Below are 15,515 nucleotides of genomic sequence, written 5' to 3' on the forward strand. Positions count from 1 at the left end.
CGGCCCTGGCCCCGGCACACGTTCCTTGAGGAGGGAATATTTAGTTTGGCCTTAAGGAGGTAGCTATGCACACCACCACGTTGGGCAAGTCTGGCCTCAAGGTGTCCCGCATCGCGTTCGGCACCTGGCAGCTGGGCGGGGAGTGGGGAGCCTTCGCCGAGGAGGGGGCCAAGGCCGCAATCCGCCGAGCTCGCGAGCAGGGGGTCAACTTCTTCGATACGGCACAGGCTTACGGTTTCGGCGCATCAGAGCGGCTGCTCGGCGACGCCCTGCAGACTGATCTCGGCAGGAATCGCGACGAGTTGGTGATCGCCACCAAGGGCGGGCTGCGCAAGACGGACACCGGCATCGCTCGCGATGCCGGCACCGATTCGCTGCGCAGGGGCGTGGACGCCAGCCTTGCGGCGCTCGGCCTCGACTACATCGACCTCTACCAGGTCCACTGGCCGGACCCGAATGTGCCAGTCGCCGAGACCGCCGGTGCGCTACGGGAGCTGGTCGGGGCGGGCAAGATCGGGCATGTCGGCGTGTCCAACTACACCACCGAGCAGATGTCGGAGTTCGCCGAGACCCTGCCGGTGGAGACGCTCCAGCCGCCGTACCACCTGTTCCGCCGCGACATCGAGGAGGCAATCCTGTCCTACACGCGCCGGCACGACATTGGTGTGCTGGTCTACGGTCCGCTGGCCCACGGCCTGCTGACCGGAACGTTCGACGAGAACACCGCTTTCCCCTCCGACGACTGGCGCAGCAAGAGCAGCGTGTTCCGTGGTGAGGCCTACCGCCGGAACCTTGCCGTCGTAAGAGAACTGCAACAGTTCGCGGCCGCCCGGGGCATGACGATCAGCCAGCTGGCCATCGCGTGGACGCTGGCTCATCCGGCCGTGCACGTGGCGATCGTCGGCACTCGGCGGGCCGAGCACGTCGATGAGAGCCTCGCGGCAGCGGACATCTCGCTGAGTGAGGAGGACCGCGCGGAAATCGACAAGATCATGGCCGCGGCCGCGCCGGTCGCCGGCCCTTCCCCGGAGGGGATGTGATGGCCGAGCCCGCCTCACGCGTCACTAATACTGGGCGCGTGCCGAAGTAGGCGACTACGCCGTGATCGCCGATGCCGGCCCCTGGCGGCCACCGAGCAGGCGCTGCGGCAGCGGATGGGCCTCATCGCCGAGGCGGTCGCCTGGACCAGCGGCTCACCGGCGCCCGGGCCGCCGGGGCTCGGCTGGGCACCCATCCATGTCGATGCTCTGGCAGAACTCGCCCAGGGCTGAACCAGCCACCTCTGCGGCGTGCCCGGGCCAGGGCTGGGCCACGGCTCCGAGGAGCACCGGGGAGAGGGGTGCCTGCCCCAGCAGGAAGGCGGTGCCGCATGCATGGCCTGGAAGTGACTGTAGTGATCCTCGCGGCGGTGGTGGCCATGACGTGGCTGGCGCGCCGCCTGCGCTGGAGCGAGCCGGTCCTGTTGGTGGCGGCGGGCTGCCTGATCGGTCTCACGCCCGACTTCCGTTCACTGGTCCTGCCTCCCGAGGTTGTCCTGCTGCTGTTCCTGCCTCCCCTGCTCTACTGGGAGTCGCTGACGACCTCGCTCCGCGAGATCCGAACGAACGTGCGCGGCATCATGCTGCTCGGCACCGGTCTGGTGCTGGCCACGGCCGCCGCGGTGGCTGCGGTGGGGCACGCGCTGGGCCTGTCCTGGCCGCTCGCGGCCGTCCTTGGCGCCGTCGTCGCCCCCACCGACGCCATCGCTGTGGCGGCGGTGGCCCGGGGCCTGCCCCGGCGGGTCCGGACCATCCTGCGGGCGGAGAGCCTGATCAACGACGGCACCGCGCTCGCGCTCTTCGCAGTGATGGTCGGGGTCGTCGTGGAGGGACAGGCCTTCAGCTGGTGGGGCACGGTCGCGCGCTTCCTGCTGGCCTACGCGGGCGGTGTCGCGATCGGCGCCGCCTGCGGCGCCGTCGTGGTGACGCTGCGCAGGCGGTTGAACGACCGTGCGGTGGGGAGCGCCCTGGCTGTGCTCACCCCGTTCGCCGCCTATCTGCCCGCGGAGGCCGTGGGCGTTTCCGGCGTGCTGGCGGTTGTCACGTGCGGTCTCATCCTCAGCCAGGCGGGCCCCAAGGTGATCGGCGCGGGCGCGAGAATGCAGATCATCGGCTTCTGGGAGGTGAGCACCTTCATCCTCAACAGTGCCCTGTTCGTCCTGGTGGGCATCCAGACACCCGCCATCGTGCGCTCGATCAGCTCCGTCTCCCTGGGACACGCGGTGGCCACCGCCCTGCTGGTCAGCGGCGTGGTGATCGCCACGCGCCTGCTGTGGCTGTACTCGGTGCCCTACCTCATCCGCGCCGTCGACCGCCGCCCGATCCAGCGCACGCTGCGCTCCGGCGCCCGGCAAAGATTCCCCATCGCCTGGAGCGGGGTGCGCGGGGCCGTGTCGCTGGCGGCCGCCCTCGCCGTCCCGGCCACCACGGCCGCAGGCCAGCCGCTGGAGGGACACGGCCTGCTGGTCTTCACCGCCGTGACCGTCATCCTGGTCACGCTGGTCCTCCAGGGGACGACCATGCCCGCGGTGGCCCGCTGGGCCGGACTGCGCAGCGATCCCGACGAGACCACCGAGGAACGCCGCGCCCACCGCCAGATCGCCGCCGCGGCGCTGGAGGCCCTTCCCGACCACGCCGGCCGCCTGGAAACACCGCCGGAGACCGCCGACGCCATCCTGAGCGAACTGCGCCAGTACGCCGCCGACGACGCGCTGGCGCCCGACACCACCGGTCCCGGCGTGCGAGCGGGACTCGAACTGCGCCTCGCCCTGCTCGACGTCAAGCGCAGCGCCCTGATCCGCCTACGGGACCAGCGCAGCATCGACGACATCGTCCTGCGACGACTGCAGGCAGTCCTGGACAGCGAGGAGATCAGGATCGAGCTGGCTCTGCACGCCGTCACCGACCAGCCGCACCCACCGGAAGACGGCACGGCCGATCCACGCGCTCAAGCCCCCGGGGAGTAAGCGACGTGCGGGCTTGTCCAGGACGAGAGCACTGCACCATGCGCACATTTGGCCGCATCCCCACGGAGGTGGCACAAGGTCCGCCTGGCTGCACGGCGTCCGTCCGCATCCGCTGGGAGCGACGCGACGACAGGCACAACGCTTCCTCGGCCTCGCGCCTGCCCACAACCCCACCCACACCTCGAACGCCCTGTGCCAGGACCTCTTATCCAGCGACCGCTGTGCCCAGGAGCGCGCCCAGGCCGATACTGACCCCGGAAATGAGCGCGCCACCGAGCGTGACGGTGGCGAAGGACCAGGCAAAGGAGACGTCGAAGAAGCGATGGCGCAGCCACGCCAGGGTGAGCAGTTCGATAACGACTACCGCCAGTGCGACCACGAGCGCCGGCAGATAGTCCGGAATCAGGAAGGGGAGGGTATGCACAATGCCGCCCAGGAAGGTGCCGCCGCCGACGATGCCACCACGCTTCCAGGCGTTGCCGCGTTCGGTGACCGTTCCGGTATCGGACAAGCCCTCGGAGAAGGCCATACTGATCCCCGCTCCGATCGCCGTAGCAAGCCCCGCGATGAACGCGTAGCCCGGCTTTTGCGTGGACATCACCACGGCAAAGATGGGCGCCAGCGAAGACAGCGAACCGTCGATGAGTCCGCTCAAAGCCGGCTGCACGCGCTGAAGCAGGAGATCGCGCTCATGTTCAGACGCCCTTGTCACCTCCTGCTGCGGCGCCGGTCGCCGGATGGTGCTCGGTGAGTTGGGATCCTTCGGTGTTCCTGCGCCCACATTTCGAGTGTTCTCCTGGTCAGGACCGTGGTCAAACGGCCGTGTACCAGCTCGTGCATTCGAAGGTCGCGGTGGCCGCGTGCCGTGAGCGGGGCCGGCATGCAGGAATACGCCCCCGCGCGGGTCGGCAAGGCGGCGTGATCGTCGCGGGCGATTCGCGCCAGATCGATCACTAGACAGACCAGCACGGAGGGCACCGCCTTCTCGCCGTACGAGATGCCCGCAGTCATCAGGTCGTGCCCTCGGCCTCCCGTGCCTCGTCGCTCCGTCGACTTGCTCATCGGCTGATTGCGCGCCAACGTATTGGTCCAGTCCGACCAGTCTCAAATGTGGGTGGCATGGCAATGACTGTGGGCGACTTCGGGCGGGCACGGGGCCGCCGTTGCGCCGCGGTCGGTCCGCCAGTCGATCAGCGCGATGCTCAGCGCCGTGAAGATGGCGGCGATGCCGACGCCGACGGACGCTGCCACAGCCCGCCGGTAGTCCTCCCCGCTCGAGGCCAGTACCAGGTAGAACGTGCCGGGCAGTGCGGCCGTCCCCACCGCCCCACCCAGCCGCTGTCCGGTCTGCAGCGCGCCGCCTGCCGCACCCGCCATCCGCACGGGAACCTCCCGCAGCGTCATCGTCACATTCGGGGAGATGACGAAGCCACTGCCGATACCGCCCACAAGCAGGGCCGGGGCAGCGACCCACACGGCGACTGATGACGGGGCGAACCCAAGCAGCAGGGCCGCTGCAGCGAGCCCGACAATGACGCCGACCAGGCCGAGCACGGTCAGCAGCCTGCCCATCCGCTCCACAAGCCGTCCGGCTACGACAGCCGCTCCCGCGGAGCCCACCGCGAACGGTGTCACGGCCAGTCCGGACTGCAGCGGTGAATACCCCAGGCCGTTTTGGAAGAACAGGGCGAACACGATCCACACACCGCTGAATCCCATGAAGTAGAGCGTCGCCAGGCCGGCACCGGTGGCGTAGCCGCGGGTATCGGCAATCAACCTTGGATGCAGCAGCGGTTCGCCGCCGTGGGCTGCAACCCGGCGCTCCCACCGCCCGAAACCGACCAGCAGCAGTGCCCCTACCGGGAAGAGCCACCACAGCCGGCGCACGCCGCCGGAGTCGGCCAGGACCAACGGCAGCATGACCGCCAGGACACCGCAGCCAAGCAGGGCAACGCCCGCCAGATCCAGGTGTCCCCTCTTGCCCGGGGCGACGCGGGGCAGCAGCCGATGGCCGAGCACGAGTGCCACGGCACCGATGGGAACGTTGACGTAGAAGATCCAGCGCCAGCCCTGGGGCCCGGTGGCCAAGGCGAGGATGAGGCCTCCGGTGATCGGACCGACCGCACTGGAGATGCCGACGGTGGCGCCGAACAAACCGAAGGCACGAGCACGCTCGGCTCCGGTGAACATCTGCTGGATCAACGCGGAATTCTGAGGAGCAAGGCAGCCAGCGGCGATTCCTTGCGCCATGCGCGCGATGACGACCAGGGTGATCGTCGGGGCCGCTCCCACTGCGGCGCTGCACAAGACAAAGGCCGCGAGTGCTCCGAGGAAGATCCGGCGTCGGCCGATCGCATCGCCAAGACGTCCGGCCAGCACCAGCGCAAGTGCGAACGTCAGCGCATACCCGGACACCACCCACTGCACTGAGGCCGGGGAGGCGCCGAGATCCCTCTGCATCGAGGGCAGCGCGACCGCGACAATCGTGACATCAAGCAGAATCATGAAGCCCGCCACCAGGGTGACCCACAAGGCATGCCACCGGCTCGGATCTGGCCGGCCTGCTGACGCCGTGCCTGGCTGTCGCCTGCCCGGTTCCACGGAGGCTCCTTTCGACGGACTCACGGCCCAGTGTTCGTGCACGCGACAGGCCACACATCGCGTGAATGAGCACTTCGCAACACTGCAGCGCGACAAATTGGTGCGAGTCGCTACTTTATGCGACACAAGCGTGGCCGGGATGCACTGTGGTCGTAGAAGCAGCAACGGCAGATGACAATGCGCACGGGGCGTCGATCCGGCTTCAGACCTCTGCGGCTTCGTGCACGGTCCTCGACGCTTCCCTCTGGTGGCCGCCAGAAGCCGTCAACGCGGGCGACTGGGCCGAACACCTCGCCCTGGCCCCGCAGCACGGCCAGATCTGCGATCGCCTCACCGCCGTCGGCGAGCATCCGGTCAGGCCCGCCTCATCGCCCCGCTCCGCTCGGAGAGAGGGCACCGCCAGTACTCCCACTACCAACTGCGGATCGCCGCCCGCGAACTCGTAGACCAGGGCATGCCCGTCGAGGCCGCCTGCCGCATCGTCATCCTCGAGGAAGCCCAGCGCATCAACGCAGAGTTCCGCCGCGCCACAGCCGAACAGCACGACAACTCTCAATAAGCCCGCCGCTGGCCCCGCTTCGCCCCAGCCGCCGGGTTCTCCGGAAGACCATCTCGGCGACAGCAACGACGCCCTCGTGGGCACGGCACGCGCCCAGGTGCTGGTGTACCTCGCACTCAGCGGCGCGCAGCCTTCCCGCCTGAAGACCGTGGCCCTGCCCGCCGACCGAACGAGCCGACGCCGTGGCCACCGCGGGGTGACCACCCCCCTGGAACACGACTCGAGTGCCCGCGCGATGCGCAACGCCGTCCGTGCTGAGACTTCCGACAGCGACCAGTCTGGCCGCCGGGGGCATGCCCGGGCCCTCGGCCTCGACGACTTCCTCACGCACCGCGTCCCCGGCACCGAACTGCGCCTGGGCATGTCCCGGCAGCTCTTCGCCGCCTGCGCCCAGCTCCACTACGAGGACCAGCTGATCGCCGAGCGCACCCCCGGCATGCGCGCCGAGGACCTTCGGGCCGACGAGCCCGCCAGCGAGGAAGCGGAGGAGCGCCGCCGCCAGACCCAGCGGCGCGTCTTCCGTGAGCAACAGGAGGAAGAGCTGGCCCGGATCGAGCCCCGGGTCCATGCCGCCTTCGAGCACGGCAGGGACCGCCCCTGGCGCGAACTGCTGCACACCCAGAGCGACCCTCATTTCGACCTCGACGAAGACCCCGGCCTCCTCGAAGCCGCGACGGCGGAGACGTACCTCGCCGTCCGCGAGGACGACCTCCCCACCACGAGCGCTGACCGGCTGCATTTTCCTGCCGGTCCGTCGCGCCCCTCGCCTGGCCGTGGCAGCGAGCGAGGCCCCGCGTACGGGGGATGACGCGGGGCCTCTCCCCCGAATATGGCACGCTTGAAGCGCCGCGCGCCCGGCAGCCCAGCCCGCGCCGCCCGCCGGGCGCGGCGGAACGTACCAGTAGATCCCCGGTCAGCCAAACCGGGGAATCACCGGATCATTGGAAATCCACCGCCACCCATGCCCGAACCGTCGAGAGGCAACGACACGAACCCAGTCGGCCATCCCACACCGAGGCCCTCCGCTAACCGCAGCCCAGTCCCGGACACAGGCCCATCACGCCACGGCGTAGCTCTCGCGGAAGTAGTCGGCCGCGCGCTCCAGGTCTCGCTCGGACTGAAGCGTCAGCTCCAGGTCGCCGGTGCCGTGATGGCCGAGCCCTGTCACGTCACGGGCGAAGCCGAGCACGAGGTCGACCTTCGCCGGATCGGCCTTCAGGTAGACCAGCAGCTTGGCCTTCTTCGGCGGGACCAGACAGGCGTAGTTCTGCATCCGTCGGTAAGCCGTGTAGGTCTGGTTCGAGACCTTGGTGAGATCCTCGCCAAGCCCGAGCAGGACCTCGTCGACCGCTGCGGCCAGCTCCGCCATAGTCCCACCCGCAGTCGCGGTCCGCTGCGCCTTCGCCGTGCCCCGGCTTCGGCTGCCAGTCTTCGGCGCCGCGGCACGGCCCGCGAAGGACACCACCGTCTCAAGGCCGAAGTGTTCGCTGCCGAAGTAGCGGTAGCGGACCAGGTCGATCGCGTGCCGGTGCTCGCGGACGGCATGGATATCGTAGCGGGTGAAGTCGCCGGCCACGCAGATCAGCCTCGGTGCGCTCCACAGCACCTGGGCCGCGGCGTGCACCCCGAGCCGGTCGCGGACCAGGTGCCGGAAGGCGTCCCTGTGGTCGACGAGCCAGGCCATGTAGAACAGGCCCTGGTTCATGACGCCCGCGTCAGTGCCACGCTTGTACTCGATGATCACCGGTGCGCCGTTTTCGTCGATGCCCAGCGAGTCGATCCGGCCGCCGTGCAGCGGTCCGGTGCTGTACTCGCTGGCCAAGAACCGGACGCCGAGCATCGTCTCCATGTGCGCCTCGACGAGATCCTGCACATCCCCCTCGACTCCGGCCAGATGCGGCGTGACCTCGGTCACGCCGCTTTTCGTGTTGAACAGCTTCAGGCCCGACACCTCCCCCTCCGTACCGACCTCTGGCCAACACACAGCCGGCCAAGATTTGTTTCCGGTAGGCAGGACGAGTTGGAACCTTCTCCCGGTTGTCACCGTACGTGTTCAGGTGAGAGTTCGAGCCCCCGGAGGTGATCAGAGCCTCGGCAAGGCCAGCAAGCAGAACGAAGCCGCCGCCCACGCAAGGATTTCCTCCTGGTGCGGACGGCGGCTTTTTCTTACTGACAACCCATCAGAATATGCGTCGGGCGTGCGTCAAACGTGCGGCACGAGCGTCAAACCAGCGTCAAACCAGCGTCAAACCAGCGTCAAACCAGCGTCAAACCAGCGTCAAAATATCACCCTTAACGCCCACAGCGCACATATCACACACCGCCCTAAACTGCAGGTCAGAGGCCCTTTGCGGTCGATTCAAGGATCGCGACGCACTCGACATGATGGGTCGGCTACCCGCTTGAGGGCATCCGGGTGAATGCCGACGACGACGGGCGTCTTGGGCTCCTGCTCCACCCCGAGCCTCACAGCGGCGCTCGGCGTGGCTGACCGCGTCCAGGCCGGAGCACCGTGGGCAGAGTACGGGCGGCTCACCGAAGGACTCTCCACTTCCACGATCCCGCCGGCACTTCGAAACGCGTCTTGTGGTCGACGCCGGTGAAGTCGGCACCCACGGTGACCAAGCCCGGCGGTCGGGCGGAATCCGTGCGGACCATGAGGCTAGTATATGGATATGGTTTCCATTGCCAATAAGTGATGGCTAGAGAGAGGCAGGATTCACCCATGTCCGCCCACTGCCAACTGACCGGCGCCAAGCCCGGGTTCGGCAACAACATCTCCCACTCCCACCGGCGTACGTCACGCCGCTTCGACCCGAACATCCAGAGCAAGCGCTACTGGCTGCCCAGCGAGGGCCGCAACGTCCGCCTGACCTTGAGCGCCAAGGCGATCAAGACGGTGGACGCCATCGGCATCGAGGCCGCCGTCGCCCGGATCCGGGCGCGAGGAGTGAAGGTCTGATGGCGAAGAAGAGCAAGATCGCGCAGAACGAGAAGCGCAAGGAGGTCGTTGAGCGGCACGCCGCGCGGCGGGCCGAATTGAAGGAAATCATCCGGCGCCCTTCGTCCACCGAGGACGAGCGCCGGAGCGCGCTGGCAGAACTGCGCCGACAGCCACGTAACGCCAGCGCCACCCGCGTACGTAATCGCGACAGCGTCGACGGCCGCCCCCGCGGCTATTTGCGCAAGTTCGGGCTCTCCCGCGTACGCGCCCGGCAGCAGGCGCACGCCGGCTTCCTCCCCGGCGTGACCAAGTCCTCTTGGTAGTCCCACCCGGATGAGACTCCGCTGCCGACGCACTCCACCATGGGGATCCGGTGGGGTGTGTCGGCAGCTGTGCCACCGATTGGGGCTACTCCCCCTCGGCCTCCCGGTTCGATGAACTGCTGCCTGGAGGTCACCCGTCCTGTGCGGACGCCGGTTCGGCCGCCCTTCAGGCTGCGGCCGCTGCGCAGTCGGCGCAGGTGCCGAAGATCTCCACGGTATGGGCGATGCCGACGAAGTCATGTTTGGCCGCGATCGCCGCAGCCCACTTCTCGACGGCCGGACCGTCGACCTCCACCGCCTTGCCGCACGAGCGGCAGACCAGATGGTGGTGGTGATCGCCGCTGGAACAGCGCCGGTAGACGGCCTCGCCGTCGCCGGTACGGAGCACGTCGACTTCACCCGAGTCCGCCAGGTGCTGGAGGGTGCGGTAGACGGTCGTCAGACCCACGGAGTCACCGCGACGCTTGAGCACATCGTGCAGCTGCTGCGCACTCCGGAACTCATCGACGTCGTCGAGCGCCGCCACTACGGCGGCCCGCTGCCGGGTGGACCGTTGCCGGACTGGCGCGCCGCTCGTCTCGCCAGGCACAGTGGCCACCACTTCCTCCTCTTTGGGCACGCAAGCTCGTTGCGTCAGGCTACGGGTCGCACGCCCCACTCTTCCAAACCATGGCAGATGCCACGGTAATTCCCCTGGCTCAGTGGTCGGGAATACGAGGCCTCGCGACATCGCTCCGAGCGCCTTCTGGAGGTGCGTTACGCCGCATCGCGATCTCCAGGTAGCCGGCATGCCGGGACTCACCCTTCTTGGAGTCCGCCGCGTGCGCAAGTTCGGCCCTTTCGGGGGCCGAACCGACGCCGTTGACGATCGCGGCGCACTTCCAGCCCACGGCGCGCCCTGCTTCCCCATCACGCTCGCCCCGTGGCCGGAGGCGCCGTGCCACCCCAGTGCAGCAAGGGTGGCTGCGTGCGCTGCCGTGGTCGATTCAGCCCGTGAGGCTGCCGGCGGCAAGGACGATCGCTTCATCCTCAGGTTGCCCGACCCTCCACCGTTGAAAACGATTCCCATAACTGATTAAGTGAGCCGCGGTCGCGCGCGACGCCCCCGCGGTGCCAAGGGGGGCTCCAACGGGCGTCGCGCGCGGCTGTGTTGAGCCAGAGGTCCCGCCTGCCTACACGCGCCAGCTGCGCCGGCTCCAGCCCCCGACCGTTCCCCATTGGCTCAACACGCACACACCGACGCCCCGCACCGCCGGACGGGCGGGCGCCCCAACAGGTCCCACGCCTCGCAGTCACCAGCACCCCTGTCCAGCTCACCGACGGGCGCGAGGACGCCAAGACCCCCATCGGCTCCTTCCACACACTCCCAGGCACCACCGAAACGCCATATGCGGCACAGGTGCCGCCCCGACCCCGACATGGCGCCGTCGCGCCACCGCCTCAACGCCCCTACTGCCACCCTGCCACCCTGCCACCCTGCCCATTCAGATTGAAAATGGTCGTCGTTTTCATGTAGCTTCGCGTCGAAACACTTCGACACCTCAGGAGATCCCGATGGCCGTCCCCAAGCGGAAGATGTCCCGGAGCAACACCCGTCACCGCCGGGCCCAGTGGAAGGCCACGACGCCGCAGCTCGTCCCGATCACGGTCGACGGCTCCGTGTACCAGGTCCCGCAGCGACTGGTGAAGGCGTACGAACGCGGCCTGCTGCGCCCTGAAGGCTGAGCCGATGGCACGCCCGACGAACGCCCCGCTCCCGGTCACCGTCCTGTCCGGATTCCTTGGAGCCGGCAAGACCACCCTGCTCAACCACGTGCTCGGCAACCGCGAGGGCCTGCGGGTCGCGGTCATCGTCAACGACATGAGCGAGGTCAACATCGACGCCGCCCTAGTGCGCGGCGGAGAGGCAGCGCTGTCGCGGACCGAGGAGCGGCTGGTCGAGATGACCAACGGGTGCATCTGCTGCACCCTGCGCGACGATCTGCTGGAGGAGGTCGACCGGCTGGCCCGCGAGGGGCGCTTCGACTACCTGCTGATCGAGTCCAGCGGGATTTCCGAGCCGATGCCCGTGGCGGCCACGTTCTCGTTCCCCCGCGACGACGGCGCAACCCTGGGCGACCTCGCCCGTCTCGACACGATGGTCACCGTCGTGGACGCCGCGAACTTCCTGCCGGAGCTCGCGGGCGGCGATGAGCTCGCCGCTCGCGGGCTCGACCAGTACGAGGACGACGAGCGCACCGTCAGCGATCTCCTCATGGACCAGATCGAGTTCGCGGACGTCATCGTCCTCAACAAGCTCGACCTGGTCGGGCCGACGGAGGTCGCCCGGCTGCGCGCGACGCTCGCGCGGCTCAACCCCGAGGCGAGGATCGTGCCCGCCGTCCGCGGACAGGTGACTCTCGAACAGGTGCTGGGCACTGGCCTGTTCGATGTCGAGCGGGCCCAGCAGGCCCCGGGCTGGGTCAAGGAGCTGAACGGCGACCACGTCCCGGAGACCGAGGAGTACGGGATCTCCTCGCTCGTATTCCGCTCCGACCTACCCTTCCACCCCGGCCGACTGTGGACCTTCGTCACCAAGGGCCTCGACAGCGGCACCTTCGGACAGATCCTGCGCTCCAAGGGCTTCTTCTGGCTCGCCAGCCGCCCCCGCGTGACCGGCCTCTGGTCCCAGGCCGGCGCCGTCGCCCGCTTCGAGCCCTCGGGCGCCCACGGGCCGGACACCGCGCAGATCCAGGAGCTCGTCTTCATCGGCACGGGCCTGCGCGCCGACGCACTGCGGGCGGCCCTCGAAGCCTGCCTGCTCGGCCCGGGCGAAGCCGTGCCCGCCGTGGACGACTTCCCGGACTGGGAGACGTACGGAATCGACGACGCCTGCGAGCACGAACCCGCCGCACCTCAGGCGGCCTGAAACTCCGGGCCGGACGGTGGTCGCAGCCACGGCACCGTCCGGCCCGGCCTTCCATGGACACATCGCTCATGGGGTCCGCCGCCCTTCCGGGGAGCATCGGAATCATTATTGAAAACGATTCCCATTCCCGTATACTGCTGCCATGGCACGCAACGAAGTACGCCCGATCATCAAGCTCCGCTCGACCGCCGGCACCGGCTACACGTACGTCACCCGCAAGAACCGGCGTAACGACCCGGACCGGATGGTGCTGCGCAAGTTCGACCCGGTCGTCCGCCGGCACGTCGACTTCCGCGAAGAGCGCTGACCCCCCTCCCCCAGAGAGAGCCGCCCCATGAAGCCTGGAATCCACCCCGCCTACGGGCCGGTCGTCTTCCGCGACAAGGCCGCCGACTTCGCCTTCCTCACCCGCTCCACCGCCACCAGCGACAAGACGGTCGAGTGGGAGGACGGCAACACCTACCCCGTCATCGACGTCGAAATCTCCTCGCAGAGCCACCCCTTCTACACCGGCACCGCCCGCGTCCTGGACACCGCGGGACGCGTCGAGCGCTTCGAGCGCCGCTACGGAGGGCGGAAGTGACCCTCCCCGTCGTGATCGTCGGCGGCATGCACGCCGACGCGCGCAAGGAGACCGTCGAGCACCTGCTGCGCGCCGTGCCGGGAAGTATCACCCTGCACCACGATCTGTCCTCGGCGGCCGCGGGCAACGTACGTCGCACGCTGCGCGATTCGGGGGGTGCGATATCCGCGGACGCGACTCCGCTGGTCAACGACTGCGCCTGCTGCGCACTGCGCGAGGACCTCGTCCCCGAGCTGGAGCGACTGGCCGCCGGCGGGCTGACCGGCCTGGCCGTGGTGGAACTCTGGGACTCGGTCGAGCCCCGGGCCATGGCCGAGGTCGTGGCCGCACACGCCGGTGACGTACTGGAACTCACCAACGTGATCACCGCCGTCGACCCCGCGCTCGTCCTGCCCTGCCTCGGCAACGGCGACGACCTCACCGAGGCCGGACTCGCCGCGGCCGCCACCGACCAGCGGACCGTCGGGGACACCTGGGCCCGTCAGCTCGAATACGCGCCAGTCCTCGCGATCGCCGACAGCGACGAGGCCGACGACGAGGACCGCGCCCTGCTCGCCCAACTGCACCCGACGGCCCGCCAGGTGCCCACCGGTTCCAGCGAACTCACCCGCTTGGCGTTCGCCGGCTTCGACGTGGAGACGGCCGCCGCCGCCCAGCATCCCGCCTGCGCGCTCCTCCCCCAGGAAGCGGACGAGGCCGGCGTCGCCACGCTCGTCTGGCAGCGCCGCAGGCCGTTCCACCCCGAGCGGCTCTACCAGGCCCTGGAAGACCTGACCTGCGCCGCGGCCCGCAGCCGCGGCCGGTTCTGGCTCGCCGACCGCCCCGACACCCTCCTCGCCTGGGACGCGGCCGGTGGCGCGCTGTGTGTGGAGAGCGCCGGCCCCTGGCTGGCCTCGCTCCCCGACGCCGCCTGGGATCTGGTCCCCGCCATGCGTCAGGCCGCGGCCGCCCTCGACTGGGACCCCGAGCACGGCGACTGCTGCCAGCACCTGGTCTTCACCTCGCCCGGCCTCGACTGCGACGGGATCGAACAACTCCTGGACTCCTGCCTCCTGACCGAAGCCGAGTACACCGCCGGACGGGAAGCGTGGAAGCAGCTCCCCGCCGCATTCGGGCCGCTACTCGACTCCGTCGCCTGACCCCTCCGCCCCACTCACCAACACCCCGCAACCCCGTACCCCGAGGAACACCCATGGCCCGCCGCCCCTCCCCCAGCAAGCCGCTGAAGTCCCGCCCCAACCCGCTGGACACGGCAGGCATCACGTGCAACGAACCGTTTCAGGCACCGGACGATGTCCTTCTTGGCCATGCCTTGAGCGGTGCGGCGTGCCACGTATTCCTGGGTTCGCCGGTCGTACTTCATCCGGACCAGCACGATGGTGTGGAGGGCGTTGTTGGCCGCGCGGTCTCCACCTCGATTGAGGCGATGGCGGTTGGTGCGACCGGACGAGGCCGGGACCGGAGCGGCTCCGCAGAGGTGGGCGAAGGCGGCTTCGGAGCGGAGCCGGTCGGGATTGTCTCCCGCGCTCGTCAGGAGCTGTCCGGCGGTCTCGGGTCCGACGCCGGGCAGGGCGATCAGCCCGGGTGCGGTCTGGGTCACCAAGGGGCCGATCTCCCTGTCGGCGTCCGTGATCTCCTCGCTGAGTGCCTGGTGGCGGCGGGCGAGCCGCCGCAGGGCGGTCTTGACCGCGCAGGCGGGATCGGCGAGCTCGCCGGCCGGGCGGGAACGGGCCAGGGTATCGACGAGTTCCCGCGCGGACAGTCCTCGCAGGCGGTCTCGGACGTCGGAGGGGGCGGTGACAATCAAGGTACGGATCTGGTTGATCGTCTGGGTCCTGGCCTTGACGGCGCTCCTGCGGACGACCCGCAGGGCCCGGATCGCCTCCACGGTCCCGTTCCTGGCCTTGGGTGTGCCGCCGGCCCGGCCGGAGAGGACCGCGGTCGCGGCGCCGTAGGCGTCGATCGGGTCGGACTTGCCGTTGTCCCGCCTGGCTTTGCGGTCCGGGCGGTCCACTTCGACGACGATGATGTCGTTCGCGGTCAGGAACCTGGCGATTTCAGCACCGTAGGCGCCGGTGCCCTCGATTCCGACCGCGAGGACCTCGCCGTGCGAGTGCAGCCAGTCCAGCATGCGCTGGTAGCCCGCCGGCGTCGTCTCGAACGCCGCGGTGGCCAGGTGTCGGCCGATGCCGTCGATGACCGCGGCCTGATGGAGATCGGTGTGAGTGTCGATCCCGCCGATCACGGCTATCCGGTCTACTGCCATGCTGATCCGTACCGCCCTTCAACGCTTACTGGTTGGAGGGCACGGGCCGGTCGGGCAGACGGACAAGACAGTGATGGGACCTTTGGCCGGGCTCCTATGAAGTCACAGATGCCCGACCGGCCACGCGCCAGGCGGCACCGCCCGACCGGCCGACGATTCGCGGCAAGGACAACCTGAGCGTCAGTCGTTTGGCGAGTCAGACCGTTCGGACGGTGCCACCGCAATCATCACTGTCGTTTGTAGTGGCTGGTGCGGGCTTGGTGTTGTCGTCTGCGGCGCCAGTGTGACCAGTGCAGGACGTGGTCGATGCTCGGGCGGGGCCGGGTG

General features: G+C 69.0%; 16 protein-coding genes. 11 read left to right on the plus strand and 5 right to left on the minus strand.

The annotated features are described in order from the left end of the window. Positions 1 to 65 precede the first annotated feature (65 nt). Positions 66 to 1,040, plus strand: a complete 975-nt coding sequence (locus AB0D48_RS33525; RefSeq protein WP_362405740.1) for an aldo/keto reductase — start codon at positions 66 to 68, stop codon at positions 1,038 to 1,040. A 344-nt stretch (positions 1,041 to 1,384) separates the two neighbouring features. Then, positions 1,385 to 3,004, plus strand: coding sequence for a Na+/H+ antiporter (locus AB0D48_RS33530; RefSeq protein ID WP_362405743.1), 1,620 nt, complete (start codon positions 1,385 to 1,387; stop codon positions 3,002 to 3,004). Between the two features lie 205 nt (positions 3,005 to 3,209). Here the strand turns inward: AB0D48_RS33530 and AB0D48_RS33535 are convergent, their stop codons facing one another. Together AB0D48_RS33535 and AB0D48_RS33540 are read right to left on the minus strand one after the other, a co-directional pair. Beyond that, a complete protein-coding gene (locus tag AB0D48_RS33535; RefSeq protein ID WP_362405746.1) occupies positions 3,210 to 3,785 on the minus strand; it encodes a hypothetical protein in 576 nt (191 codons plus the stop codon). A 323-nt stretch (positions 3,786 to 4,108) separates the two neighbouring features. Then, entirely contained in the window at positions 4,109 to 5,605 is a 1,497-nt protein-coding gene (locus AB0D48_RS33540; protein ID WP_362405749.1) for an MFS transporter, read from the minus strand. Positions 5,606 to 5,924: 319 nt separating this feature from the next. Between AB0D48_RS33540 and AB0D48_RS33545 the strand changes: the two genes are divergently transcribed. Both AB0D48_RS33545 and AB0D48_RS33550 read left to right on the plus strand, forming a co-directional pair. After that, a complete protein-coding gene (locus AB0D48_RS33545; protein ID WP_362405775.1) occupies positions 5,925 to 6,164 on the plus strand; it encodes a MerR family DNA-binding transcriptional regulator in 240 nt (79 codons plus the stop codon). Positions 6,165 to 6,240: 76 nt separating this feature from the next. Next, positions 6,241 to 6,972 carry a hypothetical protein gene (locus tag AB0D48_RS33550; RefSeq protein ID WP_362405752.1) on the plus strand — a complete coding sequence of 244 codons (732 nt, stop codon included), beginning with the start codon at positions 6,241 to 6,243 and terminating at the stop codon, positions 6,970 to 6,972. 249 nt (positions 6,973 to 7,221) lie between these two features. Here the strand turns inward: AB0D48_RS33550 and AB0D48_RS33555 are convergent, their stop codons facing one another. Continuing rightward, on the minus strand, positions 7,222 to 8,115 hold the full coding sequence (locus AB0D48_RS33555; RefSeq protein WP_362405755.1) for a DUF5655 domain-containing protein: 894 nt from the start codon (positions 8,113 to 8,115) through the stop codon (positions 7,222 to 7,224). 774 nt (positions 8,116 to 8,889) lie between these two features. Here AB0D48_RS33555 and rpmB point away from each other — a divergent pair. Then, entirely contained in the window at positions 8,890 to 9,126 is a 237-nt protein-coding gene (rpmB, locus tag AB0D48_RS33560) for a 50S ribosomal protein L28 (RefSeq protein ID WP_327364356.1), read from the plus strand. Further along, positions 9,126 to 9,431 carry a 30S ribosomal protein S14 gene (gene rpsN / locus AB0D48_RS33565; protein WP_362405759.1) on the plus strand — a complete coding sequence of 102 codons (306 nt, stop codon included), beginning with the start codon at positions 9,126 to 9,128 and terminating at the stop codon, positions 9,429 to 9,431. Before rpmB ends, rpsN begins: the two co-directional genes overlap by 1 nt. A gap of 166 nt (positions 9,432 to 9,597) precedes the next feature. On the opposite strand, the gene AB0D48_RS33570 is transcribed toward rpsN, so the two are convergent. After that, positions 9,598 to 10,029: a transcriptional repressor gene (locus AB0D48_RS33570; protein WP_362405762.1), complete on the minus strand. Its 432-nt coding sequence runs from the start codon at positions 10,027 to 10,029 to the stop codon at positions 9,598 to 9,600. 956 nt (positions 10,030 to 10,985) lie between these two features. On the opposite strand from AB0D48_RS33570, the gene rpmF reads away from it, so the two are divergent. From rpmF to AB0D48_RS33595, 5 genes are all read left to right on the plus strand, one after another. Beyond that, positions 10,986 to 11,156 (plus strand): 50S ribosomal protein L32, encoded by a 171-nt coding sequence (gene rpmF, locus AB0D48_RS33575; RefSeq protein ID WP_007267665.1) that lies wholly within the window; start codon positions 10,986 to 10,988, stop codon positions 11,154 to 11,156. Between the two features lie 4 nt (positions 11,157 to 11,160). After that, positions 11,161 to 12,339, plus strand: a complete 1,179-nt coding sequence (locus tag AB0D48_RS33580) for a GTP-binding protein (RefSeq protein WP_362405765.1) — start codon at positions 11,161 to 11,163, stop codon at positions 12,337 to 12,339. A gap of 142 nt (positions 12,340 to 12,481) precedes the next feature. Continuing rightward, positions 12,482 to 12,646 carry a 50S ribosomal protein L33 gene (gene rpmG, locus AB0D48_RS33585; protein ID WP_007267663.1) on the plus strand — a complete coding sequence of 55 codons (165 nt, stop codon included), beginning with the start codon at positions 12,482 to 12,484 and terminating at the stop codon, positions 12,644 to 12,646. Between the two features lie 27 nt (positions 12,647 to 12,673). Then, a complete protein-coding gene (locus tag AB0D48_RS33590; protein ID WP_030843780.1) occupies positions 12,674 to 12,922 on the plus strand; it encodes a type B 50S ribosomal protein L31 in 249 nt (82 codons plus the stop codon). A gap of 26 nt (positions 12,923 to 12,948) precedes the next feature. Next, positions 12,949 to 14,061 carry a GTP-binding protein gene (locus tag AB0D48_RS33595; protein ID WP_362405778.1) on the plus strand — a complete coding sequence of 371 codons (1,113 nt, stop codon included), beginning with the start codon at positions 12,949 to 12,951 and terminating at the stop codon, positions 14,059 to 14,061. A gap of 14 nt (positions 14,062 to 14,075) precedes the next feature. Here AB0D48_RS33595 and AB0D48_RS33600 read toward each other — a convergent pair whose 3' ends face one another. Further along, on the minus strand, positions 14,076 to 15,188 hold the full coding sequence (locus AB0D48_RS33600; RefSeq protein ID WP_362405769.1) for an IS110 family transposase: 1,113 nt from the start codon (positions 15,186 to 15,188) through the stop codon (positions 14,076 to 14,078). Between the last annotated feature and the right edge of the window lie 327 nt (positions 15,189 to 15,515).

This window comes from Streptomyces sp. NPDC048269, assembly GCF_040652395.1.
Lineage (GTDB): Bacteria > Actinomycetota > Actinomycetes > Streptomycetales > Streptomycetaceae > Streptomyces.

Coding starts and splice junctions, on each gene's coding strand:
- AB0D48_RS33590 (WP_030843780.1), top strand. CDS start 12,674: ATGAAGCCTGGAATCCACCCCGCCTACGGGCCGGTCGTCTTCCGCGAC.
- AB0D48_RS33580 (WP_362405765.1), top strand. CDS start 11,161: ATGGCACGCCCGACGAACGCCCCGCTCCCGGTCACCGTCCTGTCCGGA.
- AB0D48_RS33595 (WP_362405778.1), top strand. CDS start 12,949: ATGCACGCCGACGCGCGCAAGGAGACCGTCGAGCACCTGCTGCGCGCC.
- rpmF (WP_007267665.1), top strand. CDS start 10,986: ATGGCCGTCCCCAAGCGGAAGATGTCCCGGAGCAACACCCGTCACCGC.
- AB0D48_RS33600 (WP_362405769.1), bottom strand. CDS start 15,188: ATGGCAGTAGACCGGATAGCCGTGATCGGCGGGATCGACACTCACACC.
- rpsN (WP_362405759.1), top strand. CDS start 9,126: ATGGCGAAGAAGAGCAAGATCGCGCAGAACGAGAAGCGCAAGGAGGTC.
- rpmG (WP_007267663.1), top strand. CDS start 12,482: ATGGCACGCAACGAAGTACGCCCGATCATCAAGCTCCGCTCGACCGCC.
- rpmB (WP_327364356.1), top strand. CDS start 8,890: ATGTCCGCCCACTGCCAACTGACCGGCGCCAAGCCCGGGTTCGGCAAC.
- AB0D48_RS33525 (WP_362405740.1), top strand. CDS start 66: ATGCACACCACCACGTTGGGCAAGTCTGGCCTCAAGGTGTCCCGCATC.